Source organism: Nocardia takedensis NBRC 100417 (genome assembly GCF_000308695.1).
GTDB lineage: Bacteria > Actinomycetota > Actinomycetes > Mycobacteriales > Mycobacteriaceae > Nocardia > Nocardia takedensis.
Window position 1 is genome coordinate 39,232 of sequence record NZ_BAGG01000110.1, and the last position, 18,392, is coordinate 57,623.

Annotated in this window: 5 protein-coding genes; all 5 read right to left on the reverse strand. The window is 72.3% G+C overall.

Annotation, left to right across the window (positions count from 1 at the left end; all coding sequences use genetic code 11):
* Positions 1–82: 82 nt before the first annotated feature.
* Positions 83–13,756, reverse strand: a complete 13,674-nt coding sequence (locus ON30_RS23740; RefSeq protein ID WP_083911623.1) for a non-ribosomal peptide synthetase — start codon at positions 13,754–13,756, stop codon at positions 83–85.
* A 400-nt stretch (positions 13,757–14,156) separates the two neighbouring features.
* Positions 14,157–15,821, reverse strand: coding sequence for an apolipoprotein N-acyltransferase (gene lnt / locus ON30_RS23745; RefSeq protein ID WP_083911624.1), 1,665 nt, complete (start codon positions 15,819–15,821; stop codon positions 14,157–14,159).
* On the reverse strand, positions 15,811–17,409 hold the full coding sequence (locus ON30_RS23750; RefSeq protein ID WP_040710270.1) for an amidohydrolase: 1,599 nt from the start codon (positions 17,407–17,409) through the stop codon (positions 15,811–15,813). The genes lnt and ON30_RS23750 overlap by 11 nt, the downstream gene beginning before the upstream one ends.
* 58 nt (positions 17,410–17,467) lie before the next feature.
* Positions 17,468–17,950 carry an FxsA family protein gene (locus ON30_RS23755; RefSeq protein ID WP_040710271.1) on the reverse strand — a complete coding sequence of 161 codons (483 nt, stop codon included), beginning with the start codon at positions 17,948–17,950 and terminating at the stop codon, positions 17,468–17,470.
* Positions 17,951–18,039: 89 nt separating this feature from the next.
* A partial coding sequence (locus ON30_RS23760) for a LuxR C-terminal-related transcriptional regulator (RefSeq protein ID WP_040710272.1) occupies positions 18,040–18,392 on the reverse strand: 353 nt, incomplete at its 5' end.

Genomic DNA, 18,392 nt, shown 5'->3' on the forward strand with positions numbered 1-18,392 from the left:
GAGCGCACGCGCGCGTCCGGATACGGCGGGAGGACCCGACGGTGGGCGGTGCCGGACGCGGGGCCTGATCGCTCGTGCTGGGTCACTCGACAATCTCCTTTGCGGTGTCGGCCGCTGCGTCGAGATGCCGGTGCAGCACCGGTCCGATCACGGCCAGCGAGTCGGGGGTGGTCATATCCGCGTGGCGGCACGGCAGCGGATGGTCGTGCACGACGCCGGTGACGAACGGCGCCCACGCCGCCGCGCGGCGGTTCGGATCGGCCCGGTTGATCGCGTCGTCGGCGGCGGCGAAGAACAGCACGTCGCCGTCGAAGGCGCGCGGCCGGAAGCCGTGGGCGAGCACGGTGCCGTTGGCGTAGCCCGCGTAGAGGCGCTCGAGATGGTCGACGGTCAGCGCCGCGAACGGGCCCGGCCGCGAGCGCAGCAGGTCGGCGGCGGCGCGCAGGTCCATCGCCGGGTCGAGGTCCTCGGCCTGGTCCGCGCCGAATTCGGCGACGATCTCGGCCACCGTCGGCATCGCCAGATCCAGCAGGTCGTCGGAGAGCTGGTAGCTGTCCAGCATCGACAGCAGCGCGACCCGCTCGCCCGCTTCTTGCAGTCGCACCGCGATCTCGTGGGCGATCAACCCGCCCAGCGACCAGCCGAGCAGGTGGTAGGGCCCGCTCGCCTGCACCGAGCGGATGTGGTCGATGTACCGGTCGGCGGCCGCGCCGATGGAGTCGAATCCGTCCCGGCCCGCCACGTGCGGGGCCTGCAACCCGTAGAGCGGGCGGTCGGCGCCGAGGTGGGCGAGCAGACCGGAGTAGCACCAGGACAACCCGATGGCCGGGTGCACGCAGAACAGCGGCTCGCGCGCGCCCGGGGTGACGGGCCGGATGGGCAGGATCGGGGCCAGCGCCGCGGCCATCGCCGCCTCCGGGCCCGCCGCGCCGTCGATCCGCGCCGCGATGGCCGCCGGGGTGGCCTCGCCGAACATCATCTGCACCGGGAGGTCGAGATCGCGTTCGCGCAGGTGCGCGACCACCTTGGTGGCCAGCAGCGAGTTGCCGCCGAGCTCGAAGAAACCGTCGTCCGCGCCCACCCGGTCCGCGCCGAGCACCGCCGCGAAGGCCGCGCACAGCGCCGCCTCCGTCGGGGTGCTCGGCGCGCGGTAGCCGACGGCCGCGGAGAACACCGGCTCCGGCAGGGCCTGCCGATCGAGTTTGCCGACCGGGTTCAGCGGCACCCGGTCCAACAGCATGATCGACTGCGGCACCATGTAATTGGGGACGAGCGCGGACACGTGCTCGACGAGTTCGGCGGTCGTGACGGCGGAGCCGGCGCGCGGTTTGACGTAGGCCACCAGCGCGGTGGTTCCCGCCGGCGTGCGGTGGCCGACCGTCAGCGAGAACTCGACCGCGTCGTGGCGTGCGAGCGCGGTGTCGATCTCGCCGAGTTCGATGCGGAAGCCGCGGATCTTGACCTGGTGGTCGGTGCGGCCCACGTATTCGATCTCCCCGGCCGCGGGGCGATCACCCGCCGCGCCGTCCTGCGCGCGGGCGAACCAGCGCACCAGGTCGCCGGTGCGGTACATGCGCTCCCCCGGCTTGCCGAAGGGGTTGGCCACGAAGCGCTGCGCGGTCAGACCGGGCCGCGCGAGGTAGCCGCGGGCCAGCGCCTGCCCCGACAGGTACAGCTCGCCGGTGACCCCGACCGGGGTGGGGTGCAACCGCGCGTCCAGCACGGCCGCGCCGACGCCCCGGATCGGTTCGCCGATGGTGATCGGGTCGCCCGGGTCCAGGCGCGGACCGATGACGGTGACGATGGTGGTCTCGGTGGGGCCGTAGACGTTGTGCAGGTTGCGTCCGGGGCCCCAGCGGGTCACCAGATCCGGCGGCAACGCCTCGCCGCCCACCATGACGTGCGCGAGTTCGGTGACGCCCGCCGGGTCGACCGTGCCTAGCGCGGAGGTGGTGATGAACGCGTGGGTGATGCGCTCCTCGATGAACACCCGCGCCAGGTCCGCGCCGCCGACCACGCCGGGCGGGGTGATGACCAACGTGGCCGCGCCGCCCAGGGCCAGCAGCAGATCCAGCATCGCCGCGTCGAAGCTCGGGGTGGCGAAGTGCAGGACCCGGCTGCCGGGCCGCACGCGGAACCGCTCAGCGGTCTCGGCGGCGAAGTTCGACAGGCCGCCGTGGGTGACCACGACGCCCTTGGGCGTGCCCGTCGACCCGGAGGTGTAGATGACGTAGGCCGGGTTCTCCACGCGCAATTCGGTGGTGCGCTCGCCCGGTGCGATCGGCGCGTCCGAGGCGGCCAGCACCTGGGCGCGGAAACCGTTGTCGTCCAGGATGATCCACTCGGCCGTACCCGGCAGGGCGGCGCGGTACTCGTCGAGGGTGATGCCGAGCCGCGCCCCGGAGTCGGTGACCATGTGGCCGATCCGGTGCTCGGGGTAGAACGGGTCGATCGGCACGAAGGCCGCGCCCGCCTTGGCGACCGCGAGCACCGAGGCCACCGATTCCACCGAGCGCGGAATACCCAGCGCCACCAGCGTTTCCGGCCCCACCCCGCGCGCGATGAGCACCCGGGCCAGCCGGTTGGTCCAGCGGTCGAGCGCGTCGTAGGTGATCTGGGTGTCCTCCGCGCGCAGGGCGACCGCGCCCCGGTCCAGCCGCGCCGCGGCCTCGAAGACCTCGGGCAGGGTGACCGGACGGTCGGCCTCGGGGCCGCGCACCGCCGCCAGACCCGACCACTCCGCCGGATCGAGCAGTTCCAGATCGCCCACCGCGGCGGTCGGATGCGCCGCCACCGCGCGCAGCAGGCGCACCAGGCGGTGGCCGAGTCGGCGCGCGGTCGCCTCGTCGAACAGGTCACGCGCGTAGTTCACCGACAGGGTGATCCCGTCGGGTTCGCGGCGGTCGGCGTGGGTCTCGGTGAGCGTGAACTGGAGATCGAATTTGGCAATACCCGTGTCGATGTCGTGCGCCTCGATCGCCAGGCCGGGCAGTTCCAGCGCGCGGATCGGTTCGTTGCGCACCGACAGCATCACCTGGAACAGCGGGTGGTGCGAGCGCGAGCGGGCCGGGTTGAGCACCTCGACCAGCCGCTCGAAGGGCAGATCGGCGTTGGCGAAGGCGTCGAAGTCGGTGTCGCGCACCGTGTTCAGCAGTTCGGTGAACGACATGCCGGGCCGCACCGCGGTGCGCAGCACCAGCGTGTTGACGAACATGCCGATCAGGCGGTCCAGTTCGGGACGGCCGCGGCCCGCGATCGGCGTGCCGACGGCGATGTCGTCGCCGCCGGTCATCCGATGCAGCAGCACCGCGAGCGCGGTGTGCAGCACCATGAACATGCTGACCCCGTTGGCGGCGGCCAGCGCGTGCAGTTCGCGATGGGTCCGCGCGTCGACCGCGCAGTCCACCAGTCCGCCCGCGTAGGACGGCCGGGGCGGGCGCGGCCGGTCGGCGGGCACGCTGAGCAGTTCCGGGACACCGGCCAGGGTGCGCCGCCAGTAGTCCAGTTGGGCGCTGATCGCCGAATCCGGGTCGTCTTCGGCGCCGAGCGCTTCGCGCTGCCACAGGGTGTAGTCGGCGTACTGGATCTCCGGTTCCGGCAGGTCGAGTTCGCCGCCCGCCGCGATGACGCTGTAGGCCGCGGCGAAATCGGCGGCCAGCGGTTCCAGCGACCAGCCGTCCATGGCGATGTGGTGCACGACCAGCACCAGCACGTGTTCGGGGACCGTCGGATCGGCGGCGTCGTTGACGGTGATCAGCGCCGCGCGCACCGGCGGTGCGGTGGCGAGGTCGAAGCCGGGCGCGGCGATGTCGCGGACCGTCTCGTCGACCCGGTCGGCGCGCACCGAGGCGACCGACAGCGTGATGGCGGCGTCGACGGGGTCGAGCACGTGCTGCACCGCCTCGCCGTCGATCTCGGGGAAGACCGTGCGCAACGTCTCGTGCCTGCGCTGCACCTCGTGCAGCGCCGCGACCAGCGCGGGCACCTCGAGTTCGCCGCGCAGTCGCAGGACCACCGGCACGTTGTAGGCGCCCGCGGCGTCGCCGGAATCGCCCGCGCCGCCGTGCGTCTCGTTGAAGCGATGCAGGAACCACAGCCGCTGCTGGGCCGCCGAGAGCGGAATGCGTTCGGGCCGTTCGCGCCGGACCAGCGGCACGACCGGTTCGACCTCGTCGGGGGCCTCGCCCAGCAGCGCGGCCAGTTCGGCCACCGTGGGCGAGGCGAACACCGTGCGCACCTCGAGTCGGGTGCCGGTGGCCGCGGCCAGTCGCGCCACCAACTGGGTGGCCAGCAGCGAGTTGCCGCCGATGTCGAAGAAGCTGTCGTCCGCGCCGACCGAATCCAGGTCGACCAACTCGGCCATCACGGCCGCGACCGTGCGTTCGTTCGCGGTCCGCGGCATCCGGGTCTCGGCCGCCTGGTGCAGGCGCGGTTCGGGCAGCGCCGCGATGTCGAGTTTGCCGACCGGGGTGAGCGGGATGCGGTCGAGGACCGCGATCGCCGCGGGCACCATGTGCACCGGCAGTCGCGCGGCCAGGTGCGCGCGCAGCGCGTCGAGGTCGATCCCGGCCGCCGGATCGGTGGGCTGGACGAAGGCGACGATGCGATCCGCGCCCGCGACCTCGCGGACCTCGGTGTGGGCGAAGCGCACCGCCGGATGACCGTCCAGCGCGGCGGTGATCTCGCCGAGTTCGATGCGGAACCCGCGCATCTTGACCTGGTGGTCGCTGCGGCCGAGGTAGACGATCTGACCCACCGCGTCCCAGCGCACCACGTCGCCGGTGCGGTACATCCGCGACCCCGCGGGGCCGTACGGGTCGGCCAGGAAGCGGCCCGCGCTCAGCCCGGGACGATCCAGATAGCCCTGCGCCACACCGCCGCCGCCCAGATACAGCTCGCCCGGCACCCCGATCGGCACCGGCCGCAACCGCTCGTCCAGGACCAGCGCGCGTGCGCCGCGCACGACCGTGCCGATGGTGCTCGGCGCGCTCACCGACGCGGGCGCGCCGGAGACGACCACCGTGGTCTCGGTGGGGCCGTAGACGTTGAACATCGCGCGGTCCGGCGCCCAGCGGGTGATCAGTTCCGGGCCGAACGCCTCGCCGCCGACCATCAGCGTGCGCATGTGCGGCAGCGCCCAGCGCCGCCGGTCGATGGTGGCCAGCGCGGCGGGCGTCATGAAGGCGTGGGTCACCTGCCACTGGTCGAGCAGGGCGGCCAGTTCGTCGCCGCCGTACACGTCCGGCGGGCAGATGACCATCGCCGCGCCGCCGCAGGTGGCCAGCAGCAGATCCAGTACCGCCGCGTCGAAACTCGGCGTCGAGAAGTGCAGGGTGCGCGATTCGGCGTCCACGCCCATGCGCTCGCGGAACTCGTCGCCCAGGTCGGACAAGCCGCGATGGGTGACCGCGACACCCTTGGGGCGGCCGGTCGAACCGGAGGTGTAGACGATGTAGGCCAGATCGGCGATCCGCAGCGGACGCACCCGCTGCGCGTCATCGATCTCCGCGTCGTCGTGTGCGTCGATCTCGGCGACCAGATCCGGGTCGTCCAGCAGTAACCAGGTCGTCGTCGCGTCGGCCCGGCTCAGCGCCGCCAGGTGGGCGCTGTCGGTGAGGCCGATCCGGCAACCGGAGTCGGTGAGCATGTGCTCGACACGGTCGGCCGGATATTTCGGATCGACCGGCACGAAGGCCGCGCCGCACTTGGCGACCGCGAGCACCGTCAGCACCGACTCGATCGAGCGGGTGAGCCCGAGCGCGACCCGGTGCCCCGGGCCGAGGCCACGCGCGATCAGCGCGCGCGCCAGGCGGTTGGCGCGGCGGTCCAGTTCCGCGTAGGTCAGCGTGTCGCCGCCGGGGACGGCGTGGATCAGCGCGGCGTTGTCGGGGTGACGGCGCGCGGTGTCGGTGATGTAGGCGCCGAGGGTGCGCGGACGCGCGCCGGGGCCGCCGGTGGCGGGCGCCAGGGTGCGGCGCTCGTGCTCGGTCCTGGCGTCCACGTCGCGGATCAGGACGCGCGGGTCCGCGGTGACGGCGTCGAGCACGCGCAGGAACCGGCCCGCCAGCGTCTCGACGGTCGCCGCGTCGAACAGTTCGGTGGCGTAGACGAATTCGCACGCCATACCCGCGCCGCCGAGTTCGCCCGCGTCGGTCACCCGCAGTTCGAGGTCGAATTTCGCCAGCGCGATGTCGAGTTCCTCGGCGCGCAGGTCCAAGCCGGGCAGGCGCAGCGCGGGCGGCGGCGCGTCCTGCACCGACAGCGCGACCTGGAACAGCGGCGGCCGGTTGCTGCCGCGTGAGCCGTTGCCGAGTTCCTCCACGACCCGCTCGAACGGGATGTCGGCGTGGGCCAGCGCGGCCAGTTCGGAGTCGCGGTCGGCGTGCAGCAGGTCGGCGAAGGCGGCGTCCGGATCGACCTCGGAGCGCAGCACCAGCGTGTTGACGAACATGCCGACCAATTCGTCGAGCCGGGTGTCGGACCGGCCCGCCACCGGGGTGCCGATGACGATGTCGCGTCCGCCGGTGACCGCGCGCAGCAGCACCGCCAACACGGTGCGCACCATCATGAACAGGCTCACGCCCTGCTCGGCGGCCACCCGCAGCAGCGTGGCGCGCACCTCCGACGGGATCGGCACCCGCACCGAACCCGCTTCGTGATGCGGCTGTTCGGGCCGCTTGCGGTCGTAGGGCAGCGGCAGTTCCTCGGGGATGTCGGCCAACGCGGTGCGCCAGTGGGCGAGCTGGGTCGCGGCCAACGACTCGGGATCGCTCTCGTCGCCGAGGGATTCGCGCTGCCACAGGCCGAAGTCCGCGTACTGCACCGGCAGCGGGGCCCACGCCGGCGCCACGCCGTCGCGGCGCGCGGCGTAGGCGACCGCGAGATCGCGCGTCAACGGGCCCAGCGACCACCCGTCGGCGGCGATGTGGTGGATCACGATGCCCAGCACGTGTTCTTCGGGACCGGTGCGCAGCAGCGAGATCCGCAGCGGGGTGGTGCGGGTCAGGTCGAACCCGCGCCGGGCGGTGGTGCGCAGCGCGCGGCGGGCGCCCTGCTCGTCGGTCTCGATCGGCACGATCAGCGGCGTCGCCTCGCTCAGCGGCAACACGTGCTGGCGCGGGCCCTGCTCGTCCTCGGGGAAGACGGTGCGCAGCACCTCGTGACGGTCGACGATGTCGGCGAGCGCCTCGGTCAGCGCCTCGACATCCAGGTCACCGTCGACGCGGATCGCGAAAGCGATGTTGTAGGCGCTGGATTCGGGGGCGAAGCGGTTGAGGAACCACAGCCGCCGCTGCGGCAGCGACAGCGGCAGGCGCGCCGGACGCGGGTCGTAGGCCGTCAGCGCGATCCGCCGCGTGCTCGGCGCCGCCACGATGTGTTCGGCGACGCCCGCCACCGTCGGCGCCTCGAAGATCTCCCGCACCGGCAGGTCCACGCCGAATTCGGCGTGCAGGGCGGCGGCCAGGCGGGTCGCCAGCAGCGAGTTGCCGCCGATGTCGAAGAAGCTGTCCTCGGCGCCCTCGACCGGACGGGTCAGGATCTCGCCGAACACCGCGGCCACCCGGTGCTCGACCTCGGTGCGCGGCGCGCGCGAACTCGCCCGCGCGGTGAAGACGGGGTGCGGCAGCGCCTTGCGGTCCAACTTGCCCGCCGGGGTGACCGGCATGGTGTCGAGCACGGTGATCGCGGCGGGCACCATGTAGCTGGGCAGGCGGTTGCGCGCGGTCTCGGCGACCGCGTCCGCCGCCACGTCGTCGTCGGCGGTGACGTAGGCCGCCAACCGCTGCTGGCCCGTCTCGTCGGTGTGCACGATCGTCAACGCGAAGGTCACCCCGGGGTGGGCGCGCAGCACGTGGTCGATCTCGGTGAGCTCGATGCGGAAACCGCGGATCTTGACCTGGTCGTCGGCGCGGCCGAGGAAGCGCAGGCCGCCCGCGCGGTCCACCACGACCAAGTCGCCGGTGCGGTACATCCGCTCACCGCGCCTGCCGTGCGGGTTGGCCGGGAACCGCTGCGCGGTCAGCGCGAGTCTGCCCAGGTAGCCGCGCGCCAGGCCGGGCCCGGACAGGTACAGCTCGCCGGGGGTGCCGGGCGGTACCGGATGCAGCCGCGAATCCAGCACGAACAGCCGCATACCGCGCACCGGGACGCCCAGCGGGACCGGCTCGTCGGCCCGCATCGGATGCGAGGCGGTGGCGGCGACGGTGGCCTCCGAGGGCCCGTACATGTTGTGGATGCGGTGGCGGATCGACCACGCGCGCACCAGTTCCGCCGAGCACGCCTCGCCGCCGACGATCACCGTTTCCAGATCGTCGAGGCCGACATCGGGCACGGTGGCCAGCGCGGCCGGAGTGATGAAGGCGTGGGTGATGCGCTCCTCGCGCAGGATCCGCGCCAGTTCCACACCGCCGTAGACCCCGGGCGGCACCACGACCATGGTCGCGCCCGCGGCGAAGCCGAGCAGCAGTTCCAGCACCGAGGCGTCGAAACTCGGCGAGGAGAAGTGCAGCGTGCGGGCGGCGTCGGTGATGCCGAACAGGTAGTTCTGCTCCTGGGCCAGCGAGATCAGGCCGCCGTGGGTGACCACGACCGCCTTGGGTTTGCCGGTGGAACCGGAGGTGTAGATCAGATACGCGGGGTGGGCCACCCGCAGCGGCAGGTGGCGTTCGGTGTCGCGGATCGGTTCGGTACCGCAGGCGGCCAGTTCGTCGGCCAGTTCGGTGGTGCCGAGCACCAGCCAGTCCACGTAGGACTTGCGGTGACGGCCGCCGCCGGTCGGCCACGCCGGCATCGCGGCCAGGCAGTCGGGTTCGGTGAGCCCGATCAGGGCTCCCGAGTCGGCGATCATGTGCCCGATGCGGTCTTCCGGATAGCCGGGATCGATCGGCACGTAGGCCGCGCCGGTCTTCGCGACGGCCCACACGGCGGCGATGGAGTCCAGGCCGCGCGGCAGCGCGACCGCGACCACGACCTCCGGCCCCGCGCCGTGCTCGATCAGCACGCGGGCCAGACGGTTCGACCGCTCGTCGAGCTGACGGTAGGTGACCCCGCGCCCAAGGAAGCGCACCGCGACCGCGTCGGGCACGCGCTGCGCGGTCTGGGTCAGCATGCGCGCCAGCGTGATCGGCGGTTCGGCGGGCGAGCCGATGATCGGCACCAGGTTGCCGCGTTCACGCGCGTCGAGGATCTCGACGTCGCCGACCGGAGTACGCGGAGCGGCCACCGCGGCCTCCAGCACCGCCACGAACCGGCGGGCGAACGATTCGATCGTGCCGCGGTCGAAAACGTCGGCGGCGTAGCCGAATTCGGCGGTCATCGGACCGCCCGCGACGTCGTCGTGCAGTTCCAACTGCAAGTCGAACTTCGCCAGCGCGCCGTCGAGTTGCACCACCTCGGTGCGCACGGCGGGCAGATCCACGCGCAATTCGGGGACGCGGTCGTAGGACAGCATCACCTGGAACAGCGGGTGCCGCGCGCTCGAGCGCTCCGGGTTGACGGCCTCGACCAACCGCTCGAACGGGACGTCGGCGTTGGCGAAGGCGTTCAGGTCGGTCTCGCGCACCACGTCCAGCATCCGGTCGAAACCCGCGCCCGGTTCGACCTCGGTGCGCAGCACCAGCGTGTTGACGAACATGCCGACCAACTCGTCCAGCGCCGGATCGGAGCGGCCCGCGATCGGCGTGCCGATGGCGATGTCGGTGGACCCGCACAGCCGGGCCAGCAAGGTCGCCAGCGCGGCGTGCAGCACCATGAACATGCTGACCCCGCGCGCCGCCGCCAATTCCGCCGCCGCGCGCCGGGTCTCGGCGGAGATGGTGAACGCGACCCGCCCGCCCTCGGTGCCGCGGCGCAGCGGGCGCGCGCGATCCAGCGGCAGGTCCAATTGATCGGGCAGCCCGGCCAATTCGGTGCGCCAGTAGGCCAGTTGCCTGCTCAGCGCGCTGCTCGGATCGGTCTCCTCGCCGAGCAGTTCGCGCTGCCACAGCGCGAAATCGGCGTACTGCACGGGCAGCGGGGTCCAGCGCGGCAGTGTGCCCGCCGCGCGCGCGGCCACGGCCGTCATCAGATCGCGGGCCAGCGGCGCGATCGACCATCCGTCGCCCGCGATGTGGTGCAGCACCACCGCCAGGACGTGCTCGTCGCGACCGGTGCGCCACAGCGCCACCCGGATCGGGGCCTGACCGCGCAGATCGAAACCGTACCCGGCGAATTCGGTCGCCAGCGCTACCGCGTCCGCGCCCGTCGCGTCGACCGGGTCGATGGTCAGCGGGATCTCGGCGGTCGGGTGGATCACCTGGTAGGGACCCTCGGGCGATTCCGGGAAGGTGGTGCGCAGGCTCTCGTGCCGTTCGATGACGTCGAGCAGGCCCGCGTGCAGCGCCTCGAGATCCAAGGGGCCGGACAGTCGCACGGCCAACGGCATGTTGTAGACGGCCGCGTGCTCGGCGAAGCGGTTGAGGATCCACACCCGCTGCTGGGCCAGCGACAGCGGAATCCGTTCCGGCCGTTGCTTGGCCACCAGGCGCGGGGAGGCGGTGTCGACGGTGTGGTCGGCGAACCGCTCGGCGACCGCGGCGACGGTGCCCGCCTCGAACAGGTCGCGGATGGTCAGCCCGGTGGCCAGCGCGGCGTTGATCCTGGCGACCGCGCGGGCCGCGACCAGCGAATTGCCGCCGAGGTCGAAGAAGCTGTCGCCGGTGCCGATCTCGGCTTCGGCCAGACCGAGCACCTCGGCGAAGATCGCGACCAGCGTGCGCTCCACCTCGGTGCGCGGCGCTTCGGCGGCCCGGTGCGCGCGGGGGGCCATGGTCGGCGCGGGCAGCGCCTTGCGATCGATCTTGCCGTTGGCGCTCAACGGCAGCGCGTCGAGTTCGACCAGCGCGGCGGGCACCATGTAGGCGGGCAGCGTCCGGCGCAGCAGGGCCAGCAGCGCGGGGGTGTCGAGGACCGATTCGGCCGGGTCGGCGTCGTCCGCGCGCGGATGCGCGGGCACGACGTAGGCGACCAGTTCGTCACCCGTGCGGCCCGCGTGCGCCACGCACACCGCGCGGGCGATCGAGGGATCGTCGAGCAGGACGGCCTCGATCTCGCCGAGTTCGATGCGCAGGCCGCGGATCTTGACCTGGAAGTCGGTGCGGCCCAGGTATTCCAGCACGCCGCGCTCGGGACCGGAGTCGACCTGCCAGCGGGCCAGATCGCCGGTGCGGTACATGCGCGCGCCGGAGACGAACGGATCGGCCACGAAGCGATCGGCGGTCAGCTTCGGCTGCCCCAGGTACCCGCGCGCCAACTGCACGCCCGACAGGTACAACTCGCCCACCGCGCCGGGCGCGACCGGACGCAGTCGCGCGTCCAGCACGTAGGTGCGGGTGTTCCAGACCGGCGAGCCGATCGGCACGCTCACCGGGTCGGGCGGGCACGGCCAGTAGGTGACGTCGACGGCGGCTTCGGTGGGGCCGTACAGGTTGTGCAGCGCGGCGCCGCCGAGCACCGCGTAGAACGCGCGCACCGTGGCGGGTGGCAGGGCTTCGCCGCTGCAGAACACCCGGCGCAGCACCCCGCACTCGCGTGTGTCGGCGTCGGTGACGAACAGCGACAGCATCGACGGCACGAAATGGGCCGTGGTGACGCCCTTCTCGGCGATGATCGCGGCCAGATAGGCCGGGTCGCGGTGGCCGTCGTGCTCGGCCAGCACCAGCCTGGCCCCGATCTGCAAGGGCCAGAAGAACTCCCACACCGACACGTCGAAGGTGGCCGGGGTCTTCTGGAGGACGACGTCGCCCGCGTCGAGCGGGTATTCGTGCTGCATCCAGCGCAACCGGTTGACGATCGCGGTGTGGCAGACGCCGACGCCCTTGGGGCGGCCGGTCGAGCCCGAGGTGAACAGCAGGTAGGCCAGATTCTCCCCGCGCAGCGGGGCACGGCGGTCGGCGTCGGTGAGCGGGGCCGGATCGAAACCGGAGACCTCGACGGTGTCCAGTGCCAGTGCGGGACTGCGCGGCGGCACGGTCAGCCCGTCGCGCGAGACGGTCAGCACGCAGACCGGATGCGCCTGGCGCAGGATGCCGTCGATCCGCTCGGTCGGGTTGTCCGGGTCCAGCGGCAGGTAGGCCGCGCCCGCCTCGATGATCGCGTAGATGCCCACGACGAGGTCGATCCCGCGCCGCATGTACAGCGCCACCACCGAATCCGGGCCCGCGCCGCGCGCGACCAGCAGGCGCGCGAGCCGGTTGACCCGCTCGGCGAATTCACGATAGGTCAGCGTCTGTCCCTCGAACTCGAGGGCGACGGCGTCGGGGCAGGCCGCGACCCGGTCGTAGAACACACTCGCCAGCGTGCCCGGATCGACCGGGCGGTCGGTGCAGTTCCAGCCGTAGAGCACGGTGTCGCGTTCGGCGGCGGTGATGGCGTCCAGCGTCAGCGCGCGGGCGCCGGGTTCGGTGCGCAGGAACCGTTGCAGGAAATCGGTGAAACGGCCGTGGTGGGCCGCCACCTCCGACTCCCCGTACAGCACCGGATTGGCCTCGAAATCGACGTGCAGGCCGCCGCCCGCGCCGTGGTAGAGGTTGATCGACAGGTCCTCGACCGGGCCGGTCGCCAGCACGTGCAGCGTGCCCGTGATGCTGCCGAAGCGCAGTTCCGGACGGAACAGCATGATGTTGACCATCGGACCGAAGAAGCCGCGCGCGTCGCGGGAATAGCCGCAGTCGCGTCTGATGTCGTCGTGGCGGTAGCGCTGATGGCGCAGCGCGCCGGTGATCTGCAATTCGGCGCGGCGCACCACGTCGGCGACGGTGGTCTGCTCGTCGAAGGCGATCCGGATCGGCACCACATTGGACACCACACCCGCCGAGCGGCGCAGGGCGACGGTGGTGCGCGCCGAGACGGGCAGGCTCAGCACGACGTCGGTCTCCCCCGTCACCGAGCGCACGTAGCAGGCCAGCGCGGCGACCACCAGCGTGGAGGTGTGGGTGCCGTAGATCGAGGTCATCTCGGTCAGCGCGGCCTCGACCGCGTCGCCGAGTCCGCCGCCGACCAGTCGGCGGTCGGCCACGGGCGGTGTGCCGGTGGCGGTGACACCGGACAGCGATTTCGGCTCGCCGACGCCGCTGAGCTGTTCCATCCAGTAGTCGCGGTCGCCGACGAAGCGCCGCGAATCGCGGTAGGTGGACTCGCCCTCGTAGATGTCGGCCAGCGGCGCGGCGCGCGAGACGGACGGTTCGGTGTGGTTCTCCAGGGCCGTGTAGATCTCGGCGGTGCGGTCCATGCCGTTCATCGCGGCGTAGCCGTCGAGCAGGATGTGGTGGGCGCGGCCGTACCAGAAGTAGCTGGCATCGCCGGTGCGGATCACGACGTTGGTGATGAGCGGATCGCGGTCGAAATCGAAGGGCGATTCGGCGTGCTCGTCCATCCAGCGGTGCGCGGCGGCCACCGGATCGGCTTCGCCGCGCATATCGATGCGGTCCCAGCCCGGGCGCGCGGACGGTTCGATGACCTGGTGCGGGACGCCGTCGATCTCGAGCAGGCGCAGTTGGCCGACCTCGGATTCGACACCGTGACGTTCGACGGAATAGAGCAGCCTGCCCACGTCGAGGTCGCCGTGGATCTCGACGTACTGGGCGATGGTCAGGGGGATGTCCGGCCGGATGCGCTGGGCGTACCACAGGGCCGACTGAGCGGGGGAAAGGGCGAAGGGCTGCGGCGTGAACTCACCCGGAGAGCATTGGTCTACACGATCGGTGGCCAATGAACTCATCAAACACTCCGTTCTGCCGCAGTCGACGCAACTCCCCGAGCACCACCACGACCGTGCGCGCGCGCCAGCCGTCGGACCTGATCCACGCCCTATGATTCGGAGCATCTACGGCAGCGGATGGCCGGCGTGTCGGTTTTGTTTCTCAGCGAACGGCATTGTCGGGTGGCCGAATTCACCAGCAAAATATCCGCTAACCACCAGACCTGGCGTAAACAGCGGCAAATGTCGGGTTTACCGGGAGCAATCCACCCAAAAGTGTGAGATTGGCAATACTGTGGCGACCCCCGTTCGAGACGGCAGTAACCAACCCGCAACACTCTGGAGCGGCGCGAAACGAACTTGTTGTTCGATTAGGAGGGGGTAATCCCCCGACTCGTCGACACCGTCACCGGGTCCCTCGTCACCCCTGGACGGCGGCCGCCGCGGCCACGCCGCCGCGCTGCCGCGACCGGCGCCGGAACAGCACGAACGCCGCCGCGACCCCGGTGAGGATAACGGACAGCGCCTCGGGGACGCCGCCGATCCGGGTGGCGATCGTCGTGTCGGTGCGCAGCGGCAGATCCGCGACCAGCGCGGCGGGCACGAACAGCGGCGTCTGCTGCCGCACCGCCCCGTCCGCGGTGATGATCCCGCTGACCCCGGAGGTGGCCGCCACGACCAGCGCCCGGCCGTGCTCCACCGCGCGCACCCGTGACATCGCCAACTGCTGGTAGGTCATCTCGCTGTCGCCGAAGGTCGCGTTGTTGGTCGGCACCGTCAGCAGTTGCGCGCCCGAATCCAGCGACTCGCGGAAAGCCCGGTCGAAGGCCACCTCGTAGCAGGTCGCGACCCCGATCCTGACCCCGGCCGCGCGGACCGTGCCGTCACCGTGGCCCGGGACGAAGTAGCCCGCGCGGTCGGCGTAATCGGAGAACAGGCTGAAGAACGAACGCATCGGCAGGTACTCGCCGAAGGGTTGCACGATCTTCTTGTCGTGCCGGTCACCCGGCCCCGCCGCGCCGTCCCACACCATCACCGAATTGGTGGTGGTGCGATCCCCGTTGACCAGCACCGCGCCGACCAGGATGGGCGCGCCCACCGCCACCGACGCCTCGGTGATCAGCGCGGCGGCGTCGGGATTGCGCAGCGGGTCGATGTCGGAGGAGTTCTCCGGCCAGATCACCACGTCGGGACGCGGACTCCGCCCCGCCGCGACGTCGCGGGCCAGTTCCCGCGTGCGCCGGACGTGATTGTCGAGCACCGCCCGCCGCTGGGCGTTGAAATCCAGGCCCAGACGGGGCACGCTGCCCTGGATCGCGGCCACCGTGACCGTGCTGTCGCCCGCGTCGGGCGCGGGCAGCGCGGGGCGCAGCAGCAGGCCCGCCAATGGAACGGCCACCAGGGTGGCGGCGGTGACTGTCGTGGCGGCGCGGGTCATGCGCTCGGGGGCCAGCGCGGGCGGTTCGGGGGAAGTGCGGGCGAGCAGGTGGTCCACGAGGGCGGCGGCGGTGGTGCCGGTGAGCGCGACGGCGAAACCGATCAGTACCGGCCCGCCGAACATGGCCAGTGGTAGGAACCAGCCGTCGGCCTGGCCGAAAGCGAGCCGCCCCCAGGGGAATCCGCCGAACGGGAAGTTCGACCGTCCCCATTCCGCGGTCACCCACGCCAACGCGATCCACAGCGGCCACCCCGGCAGACCGCCCAGCAGGCGGGCCAGCAGACCGAACAGTCCGAGGAACACAGCACAGGCCAGCGACAGGGCCAGCCACGGCACCGGCCCCACGTAGATGCCGGTCCACGGCAGCAGCGGCAGGAAGAAACCGAGCCCGGCCAGCAGGCCGTAGCCGAAGCCCGCGCGCAGCGGGCCCCGACCGCGCACGACCAAGGTGAGCAGGGCGATTCCCAGCGGTGCGAGGAACCAGTACGGCCGTGGCGGAAAACTGCCGAACAGCAGCAGCCCCGCCACGATCGCCGCCACCGACCTGGTCACCGCCGGACAGCGCTCGAACCAGCGCACACGCACCGGCGAAACCTCCGCCGCGGCGGAGGTTTCGGGACTCGCGGCGGTCGCCGACTCAGGCTTCATGGATGACGACTCCGCGGTGGACGGTGCGCAGGCAGGTGGGCAGGGCGGTGTCGGGGTCCAGCGGCGGCAGGCCGGGCACCCGCGAGCGGGGGTCGGTCGACCAGCGCTGCACGGCGTCCGCGGCGGCGGCGACCACCAGGTCCTCGGCCGCCCAGACCGCGTAGGAGGCGGGGGCGCCGGGCACCAGCGTGCCCGAGACACCGTCGCGGACCCCGCCCGCGCGCCAACCGCCCCTGGTCGCGGCGGCGAAGGCCGCGCGCGGAGACAGTCCACTGCCCGGGGTGCGGTGGTGCACCGCCGCGCGGACCGCCGCCCACGGGTTCAGTGCCGTGACCGGTGCGTCCGATCCGATCGCGAGCGCGATCCCGGCGGCGGCCATGCGGGCGTAGGGGTTCATGGCGGCGGCGCGGTCGGCGCCGAGGCGCGCGGCGTACATGCGGTCGGGTCCGCCCCAGGCGGCGTCGAATCCCGGTTGCACACTGGCGATCACGCCGAGGGCGGCCAGTTCGGCGATCTGCTCGGCGTCGAGCATCTCGGCGTGTTCGACCCGGTGACCGCGCGCGGCGACCGCCGGTGTGCCGAGGGCGTCGGCGGCGCGGCGGAATCCAATCAGCGCGGCGTCCATCGCGGCGTCGCCGATGACGTGGAATCCGGCCTGCACGCCGGCTTCGGTACAGGCCCGCACGTGGTCGGCGACGGCGTCGGCGTCCAGATAGCCGACTCCCGCGCCGGCATCGTCGGCGTAGGGCTCGCGCAGCCAGGCGGTGCGCGACCCCAGCGATCCGTCGACGAACAGGTCACCGGCCAGGCCGTCGACGCCGAGTTCGGCGACCAGCGCTTTCGCCTCCTCGGCGGTGCGCACGGCCTCGCCCCAGTAGGTCCGCACCTCGACGCCGTGCGCGAACTCGCGCAGTTCCGCCAAGTCGGTGCGGCCCGCGATCTCGGGGCCGGAGCATTCGTGGACGGCGGCGACGCCGTTGGCCGCCGCGTGATCGAGCGCGGCGCGGCGGGCCCGGTCGCGGCGGTCGCGGTCGAGCAGGTCCAGCGCGGCGGCGCGGACGAGGTGGTGGGCTCGCGCGCGGACCGGTTCGCCGCGGGTGAAACCGGTCGCGGCGGTCACGGCGGGCACGGCGTCGAGCAGGGCGGTGGAGGCGATCGCGGAGTGGGCGTCGACGCGGGCCAGGTAGACCGGTCGGCCCGGGCCTGCCGCGGCGTCGATCTCGGCGACGGTCGGCGGCCTGCCCTCGGGCCAGCGGGTCTCGTCCCAGCCGTCGCCCAGGATCGGGCCGCCGGGTTCGGCCGCGGCGTGGGCGCGCACGCGGGCGAGGCAGTCGGCCAGCGAGTCGGCGGCCGCGAGGTCGAGTCCGGTCAGGCGCAGGCCCAGCGCGGTGAGATGCACGTGCGGGTCGACGAACGCGGGGGCGACGAAAGCGCCCGCCAGATCGATGATCTCGGCGTCGGGGTGCAGCGCCCGCCCTGGGCGTTCGGCGCCCAGCCACACCACCGTGCCGTCGGTGACGGCCATCGCTGTCGCGTCGGGTGCGCTCGCACTGTAGAAACGACCGCCGATCAGCAACTGGGTACTCACGGGGGATCAGTCTGCCGTATGCCCGCGCGCGGCCTTCGCGGCGGACACCCGCCCGGAATCAGGCCGGGCCGACGGCGCGGCGGGCGTTGCCCTGGCCGTCGTCGTACCACTGCTGCACGACGACGCCGTCGATCACCTCGCCGCCGTCGATCACCACGCCGCGGTAGGGCCGGGCGGCGGCGAGACGAGCGATACGCCGCGCGGCGAACGCGGTGATCAGCGGACGGACCAGCACGCGGGTGGGCGGCAGCAGCAAGAGCAGGCCGAGCACGCCGGTGACCAGGCCGGGGATGAACATCAGCAGACCGCCGAGCGCGACGAGCGCGCCGTCGGCGACGGCCGTGCCCGGGTCGAGTTCGCCGCGCGAGACGCGGCGGAACTGCTCGAACACCCGTCTGCCCTGCGAGCCGATCAGCAGCAGGCCCGCCGCCGAGGTGGCGATCAGCAGCAGGATCGCGGGGACGACGCCGAGCAACTGCCCCACCGCGACCAGTGCGGCGATCTCGACGACTGCGTAGAGCACGAACAACAGGGCGGGCATGGCGTTCCTTCCGGGACGGTCTATCCGGTCCAACGTCCGAATGTCCGATTCTGCTCCCGAATCCACCTGATAGCTCGCTGAGAGGACGCCTATCCCCCGGGCCGCACCAACCCGGTCTCGTAGGCCAGCACCACGGCCTGCACCCGGTCGCGCAACCCCAGTTTGGTCAGCACCCGGCCCACGTGGGTCTTGACGGTGGCCTCCGACAGGTACAGCTGTTCGGCGATCTCGGCGTTGGAGCGGCCCGCCGCGATCTGTTCGAGCACCTCGCGCTCCCTGGCGGTGAGCACGTCCAGCATCGAGGCGTCGCGCATCCCGGCGGGATCGTCGGCGATCAGCCGGTCGAGCAGACGTTTGGTGACCTTCGGCGAGACCACCGCGTCACCCGCGGCGACGCTGCGGATGGCCGAGACCAGATCCTCCGGCGGGGTGTCCTTGAGCA